At 70.3% G+C, this 15,563-nt stretch carries 14 protein-coding genes; 6 read left to right on the top strand and 8 right to left on the bottom strand.

Annotation, left to right across the window (positions count from 1 at the left end):
- Window positions 1–342: 342 nt before the first annotated feature.
- The 7 genes from V8J39_RS03190 to pyrH form a co-directional block, all read right to left on the bottom strand.
- The gene (locus tag V8J39_RS03190; RefSeq protein WP_336459418.1) at window positions 343–501 is read right to left on the bottom strand and encodes a hypothetical protein; all 159 of its coding nucleotides are present in this window, start codon (window positions 499–501) and stop codon (window positions 343–345) included.
- A 127-nt stretch (window positions 502–628) separates the two neighbouring features.
- Window positions 629–1,969: an RIP metalloprotease RseP gene (gene rseP, locus V8J39_RS03185; protein ID WP_336459417.1), complete on the bottom strand. Its 1,341-nt coding sequence runs from the start codon at window positions 1,967–1,969 to the stop codon at window positions 629–631.
- Between the two features lie 21 nt (window positions 1,970–1,990).
- Complete coding sequence (dxr, locus tag V8J39_RS03180) at window positions 1,991–3,232, bottom strand: 1-deoxy-D-xylulose-5-phosphate reductoisomerase (RefSeq protein WP_336459416.1); 1,242 nt, start codon at window positions 3,230–3,232, stop codon at window positions 1,991–1,993.
- A gap of 15 nt (window positions 3,233–3,247) precedes the next feature.
- Complete coding sequence (locus tag V8J39_RS03175) at window positions 3,248–4,093, bottom strand: phosphatidate cytidylyltransferase (protein WP_336459415.1); 846 nt, start codon at window positions 4,091–4,093, stop codon at window positions 3,248–3,250.
- A gap of 74 nt (window positions 4,094–4,167) precedes the next feature.
- Complete coding sequence (gene uppS / locus V8J39_RS03170) at window positions 4,168–4,911, bottom strand: polyprenyl diphosphate synthase (protein WP_336459414.1); 744 nt, start codon at window positions 4,909–4,911, stop codon at window positions 4,168–4,170.
- 97 nt (window positions 4,912–5,008) lie between these two features.
- Complete coding sequence (gene frr, locus V8J39_RS03165) at window positions 5,009–5,572, bottom strand: ribosome recycling factor (RefSeq protein ID WP_336459413.1); 564 nt, start codon at window positions 5,570–5,572, stop codon at window positions 5,009–5,011.
- A gap of 185 nt (window positions 5,573–5,757) precedes the next feature.
- Window positions 5,758–6,495, bottom strand: coding sequence for a UMP kinase (gene pyrH, locus V8J39_RS03160; protein ID WP_336460178.1), 738 nt, complete (start codon window positions 6,493–6,495; stop codon window positions 5,758–5,760).
- 178 nt (window positions 6,496–6,673) lie between these two features.
- On the opposite strand from pyrH, the gene miaA reads away from it, so the two are divergent.
- From miaA to V8J39_RS03130, 6 genes are all read left to right on the top strand, one after another.
- Complete coding sequence (gene miaA, locus V8J39_RS03155; protein ID WP_336459412.1) at window positions 6,674–7,624, top strand: tRNA (adenosine(37)-N6)-dimethylallyltransferase MiaA; 951 nt, start codon at window positions 6,674–6,676, stop codon at window positions 7,622–7,624.
- Between the two features lie 157 nt (window positions 7,625–7,781).
- Window positions 7,782–8,627: a helix-turn-helix domain-containing protein gene (locus V8J39_RS03150; RefSeq protein WP_336459411.1), complete on the top strand. Its 846-nt coding sequence runs from the start codon at window positions 7,782–7,784 to the stop codon at window positions 8,625–8,627.
- 250 nt (window positions 8,628–8,877) lie between these two features.
- Window positions 8,878–10,530, top strand: coding sequence for an ABC transporter substrate-binding protein (locus tag V8J39_RS03145; RefSeq protein WP_336459410.1), 1,653 nt, complete (start codon window positions 8,878–8,880; stop codon window positions 10,528–10,530).
- A 146-nt stretch (window positions 10,531–10,676) separates the two neighbouring features.
- Window positions 10,677–11,723 carry an ABC transporter permease gene (locus tag V8J39_RS03140; RefSeq protein WP_336459409.1) on the top strand — a complete coding sequence of 349 codons (1,047 nt, stop codon included), beginning with the start codon at window positions 10,677–10,679 and terminating at the stop codon, window positions 11,721–11,723.
- A gap of 10 nt (window positions 11,724–11,733) precedes the next feature.
- Window positions 11,734–12,885: an ABC transporter permease gene (locus V8J39_RS03135; RefSeq protein WP_336459408.1), complete on the top strand. Its 1,152-nt coding sequence runs from the start codon at window positions 11,734–11,736 to the stop codon at window positions 12,883–12,885.
- Between the two features lies 1 nt (window position 12,886).
- The gene (locus V8J39_RS03130; protein WP_336459407.1) at window positions 12,887–14,962 is read left to right on the top strand and encodes an ABC transporter ATP-binding protein; all 2,076 of its coding nucleotides are present in this window, start codon (window positions 12,887–12,889) and stop codon (window positions 14,960–14,962) included.
- Window positions 14,963–15,093: 131 nt separating this feature from the next.
- Here V8J39_RS03130 and V8J39_RS03125 read toward each other — a convergent pair whose 3' ends face one another.
- A complete protein-coding gene (locus V8J39_RS03125) occupies window positions 15,094–15,360 on the bottom strand; it encodes a hypothetical protein (RefSeq protein ID WP_336459406.1) in 267 nt (88 codons plus the stop codon).
- Window positions 15,361–15,563 lie beyond the last annotated feature (203 nt).

The following is a 15,563-nucleotide window of genomic DNA, read 5'->3' as shown; positions in this document are numbered from 1 at the left end:
CATGGCTTCGGGTCCCCACGCTGCGGCCAGCGCGATGCACTTTCGCCATAAGTCCCTCTCCCACCTGCTCGGGTTGTCGTTGGGATTTGAGTAACTTGATTGTTCCGGCATGTCAAAGCCGGCCCGCAGGTTGCGCTAGGTATTGTGCCCTCAGAGTCACGATGCGCGAAAACCTGCGCAAATCCACGGCACCGCCGCGGCCGGCCTGCGCGAGGGATTTTCGAAGACGGTCCGGGGGTTGTGACGGATCCGCCGGGCACACCTCCGCCGGGCGTCGCGGCGCGCGCGGCCCGGTCGGCGAGCGACGGATCGGTCAGGGTCGGGGGACCGGCGTCGGGGGGATCAGGGTTGCAGCAGCTCGGGCGCGATCTGGATCAGGCGCAGGCCGATGGCGGTGCCGCCCAGCAACCCGGTCAGGATCGCCAGAGGCATCGCGAGGCGTTCCCAGTGCAGGTCGATGACGAGCCGCAGCTTTTCGGCGCTGTCGCGCAAGGTCACCATGGCACCCGTTCCCTGTCCGGTCCGGCCGCGGCATGCGGCCCGAATTCGCGTCAAGGTTTAGGTGGGGTTTGTGGCGCCATTGCGGCGCGCGCCGGGCGGTGATGCGACCGACGCGCGAAACCCGTGCCTAGCAGCGCAGGTCGTTGGTCAGCCCGAAGGCCATCAGCGCCAGCACGATCGCGAAGCCGCAGGTCATCAGCACGCCCATCGCCCGCTCCGACGGCGGCTTGCCGCGGATCGCCTCCCAGGCGTGGAACACCAGGTGGCCGCCGTCCAGCACCGGGATCGGGAACAGGTTCATCATCCCCACCGCCGTCGACAGCACCGCGAGGAACCACACGAAGTTCGACAGCCCCGCCGAGGCCGCCTGCCCCGAGGTTTCGGCGATGCCGATCGGCCCGCGCAGGTTGCAGGTCGAGATCGCGCCCGAGACCATGTGCGTCAGCGCCGAGAGCGACGAGCGCACGACGAAGGCGACCTCGGCCGTGCCGGCGCGCACCGCTTCGAACGGGCCCACCGCCTCGGTCACCGGGGTGAAGAACAGCTCGCCCGCGATGCCCATCTTGTAGCTGGTCTCGAACCCGCCGTCGCGCAGCGGCAGGTCGGTGCGCCGCGGCGACAGCGTCGCCTCGACCGGCTGGCCGTCGCGCCACAGCCCCAGCACCAGCGCCCGGCCCTCGGATCCCTCGACGATGTCCTGCATCTGCGCGAAGCTGGCGATGGGCTGGCCGTCGATCGCGGTGACCACGTCGCCCGCGCGCAGGCCCGCGGCGGCGGCGGCGCTGTCGGGCACCACCTGCGCCACCCGCGGCGGCAGGATCTGCGGGCCCTGCGCCTCGGTCTCGGTGCCGTCGCGCTCGACCCGGTAGGTGAGCGTCGCGCGGTCCTTCAGCGCCTCGGCCGCAAGGTTCAGCGCCGCGTAATCGGGGGTGTCGATGCCTTCGACCGACAGGATGCGGTCGCCGGGGCGCAGCGTCACCGTCTCGCCCGGCAGCGCGCTGAGCGTGCCGATCTCGGGCGCGTCGGTGGCGCGGCCGGCCACCAGCATCACCGCGGCGAACAGCACCGCCGACAGGATGAAGTTGAACACCGGCCCCGCCGCGACCGTCGCCGCCCGCGCCCAAAGCGGCGCGCCGTGCATCGTGTGGCGCCGCTCGTCCGCGTCCAGCCGCGCCATCGCCGCGCCGTCGGCCCCGGCCGAGGCGGCATTCGCGTCGCCCAGGAACTTGACGTAGCCGCCGAAGGGCAGCGCCGCGATCTGCCAGCGGGTACCGCGCCGGTCGGTGCGCGCCCAGATCACCGGCCCGAAGCCGATCGAGAAGACCTCGGCCCGGATCCCGGACCAGCGCCCGACGATGTAATGGCCGTATTCGTGGATCGCGACGATGATCGACAGGGCGACGACGAAGGCGACCAGCGTCCAGATCAGCGATCCGAACTGCGGCGCCAGACTTGCAATCACTTCCACGCCCCGCTCCCCGCGACCAAGTTACACATCCGCACGCGCCGCGATCTCCTCGCGCGCCAGCGCCCGGGCCTCGCGATCGGCCTCGCTGAGGTTATCGAGCGAGAAGGCGACATTTCCAAGGCCGGAACCGGCTGACATTCGCGCGAGCACGCGCTCGACCACCGTGGCCATGCCGGTGAAGCGCACCCGCCCCTCGATGAAGCCGTCGAGCGCCGCCTCCTTGGCGGCGTTGAACACCGCGCCCGCGGCGCCGCGGATCGCCATCACCTCGCGCGCCAGCGCCAGCGCCGGGTAGCGCGCCGGATCGGGCGCGGCGAAGCTCAGCCGCCCGATCGCCGCCAGATCCAGCCGAGCGACCGGCAGGTCGGCGCGGTCGGGCCAGTTCAGCGCATAGCCGATCGCGTGGCGCATGTCGGGCGCGCCCAGATGCGCCATCAGCGCCCCGTCGCGGAACCCCACCAGCGCGTGCACCATGCTTTCGGGATGCACCAGCACCTCGATCTGCGCGGGCTCGAAGCCGAAATACTCGCGCGTCTCGATCACCTCGAGCGCCTTGTTGAACATCGAGGCCGAGTCGATGGTGATGCGCTGGCCCATGTCCCAGTTCGGATGGCTCGACGCCTCGGCCACGCTCGCCCCCGCCAGCCGGTCGAGCGGCCAGTCGCGGAAGGCGCCGCCCGAGGCGGTGATGATCACCCGCTCGACCGCGGTCATCTCCTCGCCCACCAGCGCCTGGAACACCGCCGAATGCTCGCTGTCGACGGGCAGGATCCGCGCGCCGTGGCGCGCCGCGGTCTCAAGCAGCAGCGGGCCCGCGGTGACGAGGCTTTCCTTGTTGGCCAGCGCCAGCGTCGTGCCCTGCGCCAGCGCCGCGAGCCCGGGCGCGAGCCCGGCGAAGCCGACGATGCCCGACATGATCCAGTCGGCGGGGCGGCAGGCGGCCTCGACCAGCGCGGCCTCGCCGGCGGCGGCCTCGATCCCGGTGCCCGCCAGCGCCGCGCGCAGCGCCGCCAGCCCGGCCGGGTCTGCGGTCACCGCGACCTCGGCCCGCAGCGCGATCGCGATCTCGGCCAGCCGGGCGATGTTGCGCGCGCCGGTGACGGCGACGGTGTGATAGGCGGCCGGGCCGCCCGCGCGCAGCACCAGATCGACCGTGCTTTCGCCGATCGAGCCGGTCGCGCCGAAGATCGAGATCCGGCGTGGCGCCGGGCCCGGGCGGGCGGCGGGCGCGGAGGTGTCGAAGGCGAGGACGTCAGAGCGCATCATACCATCCTGGCCTCAGGTCCTTACCTCGGGGACAACGACGATCATGGCCACGACCAGCATGACGATCGCCGCGCCCAGAAGGCCGTCGAAGCGGTCGAGAAGCCCGCCGTGGCCCGGGATCAGGTTCGAGCTGTCCTTGACCCCGGCGCGGCGCTTGATCGCGCTTTCGGCGATGTCGCCAAGCTGGCTGGCGAAGGCGATCGCGGCCGAGATCCAGGGCAGGTCGGCCCCGGCGGTGGTGAAGCCGTTGAAGGCCAGCCCCACCAGCGCCGCCGCGATCCAGCCGGTGACGACGCCGGCCCAGGTCTTCTTCGGGCTGACGCGGGGCCAGAACTTCGGCCCGCCGATCAGCCGGCCGCCGAAATAGCCGCCGATGTCGGAGGCCACGACCACCAGCACCAGCCAGATCAGCCACAGCCCGCCATGGTCGGCGCGGAAGGTCACAAGCCCGTAGGCCGCCTGCAGGATCAGCACCGAGTAGACGACGAAGATGGCCTTGTCGCGCAGCGGCAGCACCAGCGCGATGATCGCGGGCAGCGCGATCAGCACCCCGCCCCAGCCCCAGCCGAAGTTCCCGACCCCGCCGCCCAGCGCGGGCCAGGTCTCGCGCGCGCCGACCGCGACCAGCAGCCCCAGCGCCGCCAGCAGCCCCAGCGCGCGGCTGCCGTTGCCGCCCTCGCGCTTGAGCATCTGCGCCAGTTCCCACACCATCAGCCCGCCGGCGATGATCGCGAGCCCCGCGAACCACCAGCCGCCCAGCCAGATCAGGAAGATCCCGCCCCCCGCCATCGCGAGGCCGGAGGCCAGCCGGGGCCCGAGATCGGCCCAGCGTCCTGTCGCCTTTGAAGTATCGCCCATGTTCTACCTTCCGGAGGTCCGTGCCCGGCCGCGCGCGGCGGCACCGGCACCCCTCCCAGCTTCTGCGTCCGGCCTCAGCCGGTCAGCACCGCCCCGAAACGCCGTTCGCGCAGGCCGAAGCGGGTCAGGATCTCGGCCAGGTGCTCGGGCGTGAAATCGGGCCAGAGCGTCGGGGTGAATTCATACTCCGAATACGCCGCTTGCCAAGGCAGGAAGTTCGAGGTCCGCGTCTCGCCGGAGGTGCGGATCACCAGGTCGGGATCGGGCGAGCCCGCGGTGTCGAGCCGCGCCTCGAGCGCGGCCTGGTCGCAGTCCTCGAGCGTGAGCAGCCCGGCCTGGACATCCGCCGCCAGCTGCCGCGCCGCGCGCGCCAGCTCGTCCCGGCCGCCGTAGTTGATCGCGACGTTGAACTGCAGCAGGCGGTTGCCCGCCGTGCGCCGCTCGATCGCGCACATCAGCTGCTGCAGCTTGGGGTCCAGCCGCGAGCGGTCGCCGATGAAGCGCAGCCGCACCCCGGCCGAGGACAGCTCGTCCGCCTCGCGCCGGATGTAGCGCGCGAAGATCGACATCAGGCCGATGACCTCTTCGGTCGAACGCTTCCAGTTCTCGGTCGAGAAGGCGTAGACGGTGATGTGGCCGATGCCCAGCTCGGGGCAGGCGCGCACCAGTTCGCGCACCCGCTCGGCGCCCTTGCGGTGGCCCACCAGCCGCGGCCAGCCGCGGCTTGTCGCCCAGCGGCCGTTCCCGTCCATGATGAAGGCGACGTGCAGGTCCGTGGCCCCCTGGGCCGTCTTGGTGGTCGCGTCGTTTGCGGCCATCGGTGCCGAACCTCGCTTGCCTGTCACTTGTGGTTGATCCTGACCCGGAGAGGTTGCCCGCGCAAGTGCGGAACCCCCTCCGGGGCGATTAAGGTCCTCAGACCTGCATGATCTCGGCCTGCTTGCCTTCCAGCGCCTTGTCCACGGAAACAATCATCTTGTCCGTCAGGTTTTGGACTTCGTCCGACCACAGCTTCTGGTCGTCCTCGGACATGCCGTCGCCCTTGGCCTTCTTGATCTGGTCCATGCCGTCGCGGCGCACGTTGCGGATCGCGACGCGGGCATGTTCGGCATATTGCGCGGCGACGCGGGTCAGCTCGCGGCGGCGCTCCTCGTTCAGCTCGGGGATCGGCAGCATGATGATGGTGCCGTTGGTCTGGGGATTGATCCCGAGGCCGCTCTCGCGGATCGCCTTCTCGACCTTGCCCACCATCGCCTTGTCCCAGATGTTGAGCGTGACCATCCGCGGCTCGGGCACGTTGACGGTGCCCAGCTGGTTCACCGGCGTCATCTGGCCATAGGCCTCGACCATGATCGGCTCGACCATCCCGGCCGAGGCGCGGCCGGTGCGGAGCGAGGCGAATTCGGTGCGCAGCGCGGCCATCGCGCCTTCCATCCGGCGCTCAAGGTCATCCAGGTCGATCTCGATTTCGTCAGCCATGGCGGATCTTTCGTCTTGGTGTCGTTTGCTGCGCCGCCACGGGGGCGGCGCGATCGCGAGAAGCTATAGCCGAGGTGGCGGGCGAAGGATAGTCGCGCGCCCCGCGCCGTGGCCAGTCCCCGCCAGTCCCTGACGGCCAGGCTGCGCGCCGGGGTGGCCTTTCACCGCCGGCACGTCACGGGCCGTCACTTCACGATGGTATAGGTGCCCTGCCCCGCGAGGATGCCGCGGAAGCCGCCGGGCTCGTCCAGCGAGAAGACGATGATCGGCAGCGCGTTGTCGCGCGCCAGCGCGATGGCCGAGGCGTCCATGACCCCCAGCCGCTTGGCCAGCGCCTCGTCGTAGCTGACGGTGTCGTAGCGCTTGGCGTCCTCGAACTTCTTGGGGTCCTTGTCGTAGACCCCGTCGACCTTGGTGCCCTTGAAGATCGCCTGGCAGGCCATCTCGTTGGCGCGCAGCGTCGCCGCGGTGTCGGTGGTGAAATAGGGGTTGCCGGTGCCGGCGGCGAAGATGCAGACGCGCTTCTTCTCCAGGTGGCGCACGGCGCGGCGGCGGATGTAGGGCTCGCAGACCTGGTCCATCGGAATCGCGCTGATCACCCGGGTGTGGATGTCCAGCTGCTCGAGCGCGGCCTGCATCGCCAGCGCGTTCATCACCGTGGCCAGCATCCCCATGTAGTCGGCCGTCGTGCGCTCCATCCCCTGGGCCGAGCCCTGAAGCCCGCGGAAGATATTGCCGCCGCCGATCACCATGCAGATCTCGACGCCGAGGTCGTGGACGGTCTTCACCTCCTGCGCGATGCGCGCGACGGTCGGCGGATGCAGGCCGAAGCCCTGCGTGCCCATCAGCGCCTCGCCCGAGATCTTCAACAGAACGCGCTTGTATTTCACTGCCGGCAGAGCGGTCTGCGCGTCCCCGTCCATCATCATCAGGCCCTCGTTGCCGTTGTCGTGATCGGCGCGACCATGCAAGAATTCCCCCGAAGGTTCAACCGCCGACCGCCCGCCCTGCCCCCGCCCCGCCTTCTCGGACCGGCGGCGACTTGCCCAGCCGCGACCCGCCGGCTAAGCCCGCGCCAGCCCCAGCCGTGAAAGCCCGCCCGTGCCCCTGCAGGACCTGATCGCCACCGTTTCCCCCCGCAGCCCGGTGCTGATCGCGGGCCCGACGGCCAGCGGCAAGTCGGCGCTGGCGCTCGCGCTCGCGCAGGCGCAGGGCGGCGTGATCGTCAATGCCGACGCGCTGCAGCTGTGGTCGTGCTGGCGGGTGATCTCGGCCCGGCCCGACCCCGCCGACGAGGCGCGCGCGCCGCACCTGCTCTATGGCTGCCTCGCCCCGGGGGACGAGGCCTCGGTCGGGCACTGGCTGCGGCTGGTCGCCCCGATTCTCGACGCCTTCCGCGCCGGCGGGCCGCGACCGATCCTCGTCGGCGGCACCGGGCTCTACCTGTCGGCGCTGACCGAGGGGCTGGCCCGGATCCCGCCGGTCCCGGCCGCGATCCGGGCCGAGGCGACGGCGCTGCTGGCGCTCGGGACCGGGCTGTCGACGATGCTGCACATGCTGGATGCGCCGACGCGCGCGCGCCTCGACACCCGCAACCCGATGCGCGTCTCGCGCGCCTGGGAGGTGCTGCGCGCCACCGGGCGCGGGCTGGCCGACTGGCAGGCCGACACCGGGCCCGCGCTGCTGCCGCCCGCGGCCTGCACCCGGCTGCAGGTGGTGGCCGACCGCGACTGGCTCGCGCACCGCATCGACCGGCGCTTTGCGCAGATGGTCGGGGCGGGCGCGCTTGACGAGGCCCGCGCCGCCCTGCCCGGCTGGGACCCGGTCGCGCCCTGGGCCAAGGCGATCGGCGCGCCCGAGCTGATCGCGCACCTGCGCGGCGAGACCGACCTTGCGACCGCGGTCGCGCTGGGCCAGGCCGCGACGCGGCAATATGCGAAACGCCAGCGCAGCTGGTTCCGCGCCCGGATGCGCGACTGGCACCCGCTCGACGCGCAGGCGCTCGCCGCCGCGCCCGGGCCCGGCGACCGCCCCGCCGCCGCCGGTCCGTGACGGATCGGCCACTATCGCCGCGGCCGGCCGCGCCGCCACGGCTTTAGCATTGCGTTAACCCTTGGTGTTTCCGGGCCGCTGGCCTAGATTCGGCCGCGAACCAGGCCGGCGCGACCGGTCCTGGCGGCAAAAGCGAAACGATTGCGGGGACTTCTGCGTGAAGCTGTTTTCCGGCCCGGCCCTGTCCACCTTCCAGGCCCCGAAGGCCGCCCCGAAGCTTGACCTGCGGATGATCGCGATCCCGCGGCTGGCGCAGGGCGGGCGCTGGCGGGTCGAGGCGATGCGCAGCTATTCCGAGCCGGTGCTGTACTGGTTCACCCGCGGCCAGGGCCGGATCACCGTGGCGGGCGTCACCCGCGGCTATGGTGCGCATAATGCCGTGTTCATCCCCGCCGGCGTCATGCACGGGTTCGAGCTTGGCCACCAGGTGCACGGCACCGCCGTCTATTTCGGCCGCGAGCCGGCGATCGAGCTGCCGAAATCGCCCCAGCACCTGCGGATCCGCGACGCGGTCCCGCAGGGCGAGCTGTCGGGGATCCTCGACGCGATCGGGCGCGAGATGGACAGCCGCCGCGCCGGCCACGACCGCGCCGCGCTCAATCACCTCGGGCTGCTGTCGGTCTGGCTGGAACGCCAGATCGCCGAACAGCCGATCGACCCGCGCGCCGAGACCCGGCCCGATGCCGCGCGCCGCCTCGCCAACCGCTTCGCCACCATGCTCGAGAAGGACTTCCGCTCGGACCGCGGCGTGGCCGATTACGCCGCCGCGCTGGGGGTGACGCCGACGCACCTGACCCGGGTGTGCAACCGCACCTGCGGGCGCACGGCCCACGCGCTGCTCGCCGACCGCAAGATGCACGAGGCGCGGCGCCTGCTGACCGAAACCCGGCTGCCGGTGAACCAGGTCTCGTCGGAACTGGGCTTCGCCTCGGCCGCCTATTTCACCCGGGCGTTCCAGAACATGACCGGGACGACGCCCTCGGCCTTCCGCCGCGGCAACTGAGGGGTGTGCCCCGCGGGCGGCTGTCGCGCCTGCCGCAAGGGCACCCGGGGTCATCGCGGGTCATCGCCGGTCAAGCACTGGCCATCCATGTCGTTTTCGGTCGATGATGTGGCGATCCCGGGCGTTGACGTCGTGTCATAAACGGTCTGCTATGTGTGTGTGAGGCGGCAATCGCGCGGGTGGCCGCGGCCCCAGGGCCGACACCGGTGACGAGGCACAAAACCGACAGACCACCCACAGGGAGACGACGATGACCCATCACTTCCGCCGGAGCGGCCAGCTGCACCCGGCAGCGGCGCTTTACGCGCAGGAACACCGCGACGGCACGCTCAGCCGGCGCGAGTTCCTGACCCGCTCGACCGCGCTGGGGCTGACCGCCACCGCCGCCTACGGGCTGATCGGCCTGGCCGCGCCCGCGCGCGCCCAGGCGACCCCCACCGCCGGCGGCACGCTGCGCATGGACATGGAGACCAAGGCGCTCAAGGACCCGCGCACCTACGACTGGTCGCAGCTGGCGAACTTCTCGCGCGGCTGGCTCGAGAACCTCGTCGACTACATGCCCGACGGCACCTTCCGGCCGATGCTGCTGGAAAGCTGGGAGGTCAACGACGACGCGACCGAATACATGCTGAAGGTGCGCCAGGGCGTGACCTGGTCGAACGGCGACCCCTTCACCGCCGAGGACGTCGCCTTCAACATCGCCCGCTTCGTCGACGGCACGGTCGAGGGCAACTCGCTCGCCGGGCGCTTCAGCGCGATGGCCGACCCCGAGACCAAGATGGCCAAGGAGGGCGCGATCACCGTCGTCGACGACAGCACGGTCAAGCTGACCCTGTCCGCCCCCGACATCGCCGTGATCGCGAACTTCGCCGACTACCCGTCGCAATGCGTCCACCAGTCCTATGACGGCGGCGACCCCTCGGTGAACCCGATCGGCACCGGCGCCTACCTGCCGACCCGCAACGAGGTCGGCGTCGGCCAGACGCTGACGCTGAACGCCGAGCACGCCTGGTGGGGCACCGATGTCTACGGCGGCCCCTTCCTGGACGAGATCCAGTACATCGACTACGGCACCGATCCCTCGGCCCTGATCGCGGCGGCCGAGTCCGAAGAGATCGACATGACCTACCAGACGGTCTCGGACTTCGTCGAACTGTTCGACGGGCTCGGCTGGACCAAGTCCGAGGCGGTGACGGCGGCGACGATCGCGGTGCGCTTCAACCAGGCCAACCCGCCCTACGACGTCAAGGAGGTCCGCAAGGCCCTGCAGATGGCGGTCGACAACTCGGTCGTGCTGGAACTGGGCTATGCCGGCCTCGGCCGTCCGGCCGAGAACCACCACGTCTGCCCGATCCATCCCGAATACGCCGAGCTGCCGCCCCTGACCGTCGATCCCGCCGCCGCCAAGGCGATGCTGGACGAGGCCGGCCACGGCGACACCGAGTTCGAGCTGATCTCGATCGACGACGCCTGGCAGGCCGCGACCTGCGACGCCGTCGCCGCGCAGATCCGCGACGCGGGCATCAACATCAAGCGCACGATCCTGCCCGGCTCGACCTTCTGGAACGACTGGACCAAGTACCCGTTCTCGGCCACCGAGTGGAACATGCGCCCGCTCGGCGTGCAGGTGCTGCAATCGGCCTACAAGTCGGGCGTGGCCTGGAACGAAAGCGCCTTCTCGAACGCGGAATTCGATGCCGAGCTGGAAAAGGCGATGGCCATCGCCGATGCCGACGCCCGGCGCGAGGTCATGAAGCGGCTCGAGGAGATCATGCAGGAGGAGGGCGTGCTGATCCAGCCGTACTGGCGCTCGCTCTACCGCCACATGAGCGAGAAGGTCCACGGCGCCGAGATGCACCCGACCTTCGTGCACCTGCACACCCAGTGGTGGATCGAGGCCTGACCCGGCCCTGAGCGATCCGGGGCGCCCGCCGGGCGCCCCGCCTTCCTGCGCCATCCCCGCCGCGCCCGCATGCCCCCGCGGACCGCGCCCCCGGACGCCTGCGCCGCTCTCCCGGCCAGCGACCGACAGCCGCAAAGGGACAGCCGATGCTTGCCTTCCTCCTGCGCCGGATCGGCGTCATCCTCTTGACGGCGCTGGCGCTGACCTTCGTGGTCTTCTGGCTGACCAACCTGCCCCCGAATCTCGAGAAGCTCGCGAAATCCGAGGCATCGGCCCGGATGAGCGACGCCGAGGTCGACAGCTGGCTCGACCGCAACGGCTATGGCGGGCCGCTGCTCGTGCGCTACGGCGAATGGCTGGGCGTGATGCCGGGCTGGACCCGCACCGCCGAGGACGGCACTGTCACCGGCCGCTGCGTGGCGCGCGGCGGCGATCCCGCGCAGGCGCCGCGGTTCTGCGGCATCCTGCAGGGCGAATGGGGCATGTCGACGGTGTTCAAGCAGCCGGTGTCCGAGATCATCGCGACCCGCCTCGGCGCCACCGGCGTGCTGATGTTCTGGGTCATGGCGCTGATGGTGCCGGCGGCGCTGGTCATCGGCGTGCTGGCGGGCATGCGCGAGGGCTCGCGGCTCGACCGCACGCTCTCGACGGTCTCGATCGCCTCGACCGCGACGCCGGAATACGTCTCGGGCGTGGTGCTCATCGTGGTGTTCTCCTCCTCGCTCGTCGGCCTGCGCTGGTTCAACGGCTCGGCCGCCAGCGCCATGGACGGCATCACCTTCGAGAATTTCACCCTGCCCGTGGTCACCATCGCGCTTTACGGCATCGGCTACATCGCGCGGATGACGCGGGCCTCGATGGCCGAGGTGATGACCCAGCAGTACATCCGCACCGCGCGCCTCAAGGGCGCGAGCTTCCCGCGCATCGTCCTGCGCCATGCGCTCAGAAACGCGCTGATCGCGCCGTTCACGGTGATCATGCTGCAGTTCCCCTGGCTGCTGAACGGCGTGGTGATCGTCGAGACGCTGTTCAACTACAAGGGCTTCGGCTGGTCGCTGGTGCAGGCCGCGTCGAACAACGACATCGAGCTGCTGCTCGGCTCCTCGGTGGTCGCGGTCTTCGTCGTGCTGGTGACCCAGGCGATCTCGGACATCGGCTACGTCCTTCTCAACCCTCGCATCCGCGTGTCGTGAAAGGACGCCGATGGAAGACCTGACCTGGATCCAGATCCTCGCCGCCCTTGCCGGGCGCTTCCTGCCGGTCTGGATCGCGCTTGCCGTGACGCTGGTGCTGTCGTTCTGGTTCCGCCGCCGACTCGGGCTCTACGGCCGGCTGTTCGACAGCCCGATCGGGCTGGTGGGCCTGGTGATGCTGCTGTTTTGGGTGTTCACGGCGCTGTTTGCCGACCGCATCGTGCTGTTCGATCCGCTGAGCCAGATCGCGCAGATGAAGAACAAGGCGCCCGGCACGGCGATCCCCACCGGCATCGGCCACTACCTGCTCGGCGGCGACAACCTCGGGCGCGACGTGTTCTCGCGCATGGTCGCGGGCGCGCGGCGGGTGCTGATCATCGCCCCGGCCGCCACCGCCTTCGCCTTCATGGTCGGCATCACCCTGGGCCTGCCGGCGGGCTATCGCGGTGGCCGGCTGGACGCGGGGCTGTCGTTCATCGCCAACCTGGTGCTGGCCTTCCCGGTGATCTTGCTGTTCTACCTGCTGGTCACGCCCGAGATGCGCACCACGGGCCTGTTGACCTGGCTTGCGGGCGTGCTGTTCCTGTTCCCGGTCATCTTCTTCATCCTGCTGTGGAATTCGCGCTTCTTCATGCATCGCGGCAAGCGGGCGGCCTACCTTGGCGTGACGCTGGTGGTGGGGCTCTGGGCCTGGTCGGGGCTGGCGCTGAATGCCGATCCGCTGGGCGTGTGGTCGATGGACCCGAACCTTCTGAACGTCTTCGTCTCGGTCGTGTTCGTGAACGCGCCCACCGTGTTCCGCATCACCCGCGGCCTCGCCATGGACCTCGCCACCCGCGATTACGTCGCCGCCGCCCAGACCCGCGGCGAAGGCCCCTGGTACATCATGCTGTGGGAGATCCTGCCCAATGCCCGCGGGCCCCTGATCGTCGATTTCTGCCTGCGCATCGGCTACACCACCATCCTTCTGGGAACGCTGGGCTTCTTCGGCCTCGGCGTCGCGCCCGAAAGCCCGGACTGGGGATCGACGATCAATGCCGGGCGGCGGCTTCTGACCATCGCCCCGCACCCGGCGCTGGTGCCCGCCATCGCGCTGATGAGCCTGGTGCTGGCGCTCAACCTGCTCGCGGACGGCCTTCGCGAAGAAAGCCTGAGGGACTGACATGACCGAGCCCGTCACCCCGATCCTCGAGATCGAGAACCTCTCGATCAGCTTCTTCACCCGCACGCGCGAGATCCCGGCGGTGATGGACTTCTCCTGCACGGTGATGCCGGGCGAGGCTATGGGCCTCGTGGGCGAGTCGGGCTGCGGCAAGTCCACGGTGGCGCTGGCGGTGATGCGCGACCTCGGCAAGAACGGCCGCATCGTCGGCGGCCGCATCCGCTTCAAGGGCCGCGACATCACCGAGATGTCGGACCGCGAGCTGCGCGACCTGCGCGGATCCGAAATCGCGATGATCTATCAGGAGCCGATGGCATCGCTGAACCCAGCCATGAAGATCGGCGCGCAACTTGCTGAAGTTCCTGTGCTTCACGGCGGTCTTAACGTGAAGGATGCACTGGCCCGCGCCCGCGAGATGGTCGAAGCGGTGAAGCTGCCCGATCCCGACCGCATCCTCGACAGCTATCCCCACCAGCTCTCGGGCGGTCAGCAGCAGCGCATCGTCATCGCCATGGCGCTGATGTCGCGCCCGGCGCTGCTGATCCTCGACGAACCCACCACCGCGCTCGACGTCACCGTCGAGGCGGGCATCGTCGAGCTGGTGCGCGAACTGGCCGAGACGCAGGGCACGTCGATGCTGTTCATCAGCCACAACCTCGGGCTGGTGATGGAGACCTGCAACCGGCTCTGCGTGATGTATTCCGGCGAGGCGGTGGAAACCGGCAACGTCCGGCGCGTCTTCGCCGGCATGCGCCATCCCTACACCCAGGCGCTGTTCCGCTCGATCCCGCTGCCCGGCGCCGACAAGACCACGCGGCCGCTGATCGCGATCCCGGGCAACTTCCCGCTGCCGCACGAACGCCCGCCGGGCTGCAACTTCGGCCCGCGCTGCCAGTATTTCGAACAGGGCCGCTGCGACGCGGCCGAGATCCCGATGGCCGAGGTCCCGGGCCACGACCGCCACGGCACCCGCTGCCTGCGCTTCGCCGAGATCGACTGGTCGGCGCCGCCGCCCGCCAGGGAAACCCCGCCCGCGCCGCCGCCCGGCGAGGTGGTGATCCGGGCCGAGAACCTGCGCAAGTATTACGAAAGCCGCGGTGGCGGCTTCGGCGGCGGCGCCGCCCGCGTCGTCAAGGCCAACGAGCAGATCGACTTCTCGGCGCGCGAGGGCGAGACCCTCGCCATCGTCGGCGAGTCGGGCTGCGGCAAGTCCACCCTGGCCAAGGTGCTGATGGGGCTGGAAACCGCGAGCGACGGCACCGTCCTGCTCGACAACGCGCAGATCCAGTCCGCTCCGGTCGAGACCCGCGGCCCCGGGCTGGTGTCCAAGCTGCAGATGGTGTTCCAGAACCCGTTCGACACGCTCAACCCGTCGATGACCGTCGGCGCCCAGATCATCCGCGCGCTCGAGATCTTCAACGTCGGCAGCTCCGATGCCGACCGCCGCGACCGGATGCTGCGGCTCCTCGACCTGGTGAAGCTGCCGCGCGCCTTCGCCGACCGCAAGCCGCGCCAGCTTTCGGGCGGGCAGAAGCAGCGGGTGGGCATCGCCCGCGCCTTCGCCGGCAATGCCCGCGTCGTGGTCGCGGACGAACCGGTCTCGGCGCTCGACGTCTCGGTCCAGGCCGCGGTCACCGACCTGCTGATGGAGATCCAGCGCGAAAACCGCACGACGCTGCTGTTCATCAGCCACGACCTCTCGGTGGTGCGCTATCTCTCGGACCGGGTGATGGTGATGTACCTCGGCCACGTGGTCGAGATCGGCACCACCGACCAGGTGTTCCAGCCGCCCTACCACCCCTATACCGAGGCGCTGCTGTCGGCGGTGCCGATCGCCGATCCGAAGATCGAGAAGACGCGCATCGTGCTCGAGGGCGACATTCCCTCGGCGGTCAATCCGCCGCCCGGCTGCCCGTTCCAGACCCGCTGCCGCTGGAAGGCGCAGGTCCCCGGCAACCGCTGCGAGACCGAGCTTCCGGCTTTGCGCGCGCTGGCCTCGGGCCACCGCGTCAAGTGCCACCTGACCGATGCGCAGCTCGCGACGATGCAGCCGGTGATCCGCATCGCGGCCGAATGATCCCCTCGACTTTGTCCAAATATCCCGGGGGTCCGGGGGCAGCGCCCCCGGCGCCAGCCAAAGGGACCGCCCCCGGGCATACGCTCCGAGGATCAACTCCGGGGATCAATTCCGGGGACCGCTTCCGGCGATCAGCCCGCGACGACCTCGATCATCACCCCGCGCCGCTTCAGCTCGGCATAAAGTGCCGGCAGCACGCGCTTTTGGTTGACCGCGCTTTTCAGCGCCTCGTCGAGGCCGCGCGCGGGCGTCTTGCCCTGCACCCGCCAGACCATGCGCCGCCGCACGCCGTCGTCATAGACGATCTCGAGCCCGCCGGTCTCGGTCCCGCTGCCGCGCGCCGGGCGCAGCCCAAGGAAATCGAAGCCCCCGGAGGAGCTGTGAAACGTCGCCATCATCATCTGCACCTGCTCGAAAGGCCCCGGTTTCCGGGTGCCAGCCGCGCGCCGTTGTCCGGCGCTTGTGGCGACAGTGATGCAGGTCTGTCGCGATCCGGTCAATCGCGGCCCGTTCACCAGAGCGTGAGCCCACCGCGGCGCGGCCCGCGCGACACAGCCTGTGACATCCCGGGCGCGGACAGTCGGGCCGACACCGCAGGAGC

The sequence above is a fragment of the Frigidibacter sp. MR17.24 genome (genome assembly GCF_037095655.1).
Lineage (GTDB): Bacteria > Pseudomonadota > Alphaproteobacteria > Rhodobacterales > Rhodobacteraceae > Frigidibacter.
This window is presented reverse-complemented; position numbering and strand designations above follow the sequence as displayed.

Bases quoted from the DNA above. Each gene is read 5' to 3' on its own strand.
- V8J39_RS03145 (WP_336459410.1), top strand. From the start codon at position 8,878: ATGACCCATCACTTCCGCCGGAGCGGCCAGCTGCACCCGGCAGCGGCG.
- V8J39_RS03175 (WP_336459415.1), bottom strand. From the start codon at position 4,093: ATGGGCGATACTTCAAAGGCGACAGGACGCTGGGCCGATCTCGGGCCC.
- V8J39_RS03135 (WP_336459408.1), top strand. From the start codon at position 11,734: ATGGAAGACCTGACCTGGATCCAGATCCTCGCCGCCCTTGCCGGGCGC.
- uppS (WP_336459414.1), bottom strand. From the start codon at position 4,911: ATGGCCGCAAACGACGCGACCACCAAGACGGCCCAGGGGGCCACGGAC.
- dxr (WP_336459416.1), bottom strand. From the start codon at position 3,232: ATGCGCTCTGACGTCCTCGCCTTCGACACCTCCGCGCCCGCCGCCCGC.
- V8J39_RS03140 (WP_336459409.1), top strand. From the start codon at position 10,677: ATGCTTGCCTTCCTCCTGCGCCGGATCGGCGTCATCCTCTTGACGGCG.
- V8J39_RS03190 (WP_336459418.1), bottom strand. From the start codon at position 501: ATGGTGACCTTGCGCGACAGCGCCGAAAAGCTGCGGCTCGTCATCGAC.
- frr (WP_336459413.1), bottom strand. From the start codon at position 5,572: ATGGCTGACGAAATCGAGATCGACCTGGATGACCTTGAGCGCCGGATG.
- pyrH (WP_336460178.1), bottom strand. From the start codon at position 6,495: ATGGACGGGGACGCGCAGACCGCTCTGCCGGCAGTGAAATACAAGCGC.
- V8J39_RS03130 (WP_336459407.1), top strand. From the start codon at position 12,887: ATGACCGAGCCCGTCACCCCGATCCTCGAGATCGAGAACCTCTCGATC.
- V8J39_RS03125 (WP_336459406.1), bottom strand. From the start codon at position 15,360: ATGATGGCGACGTTTCACAGCTCCTCCGGGGGCTTCGATTTCCTTGGG.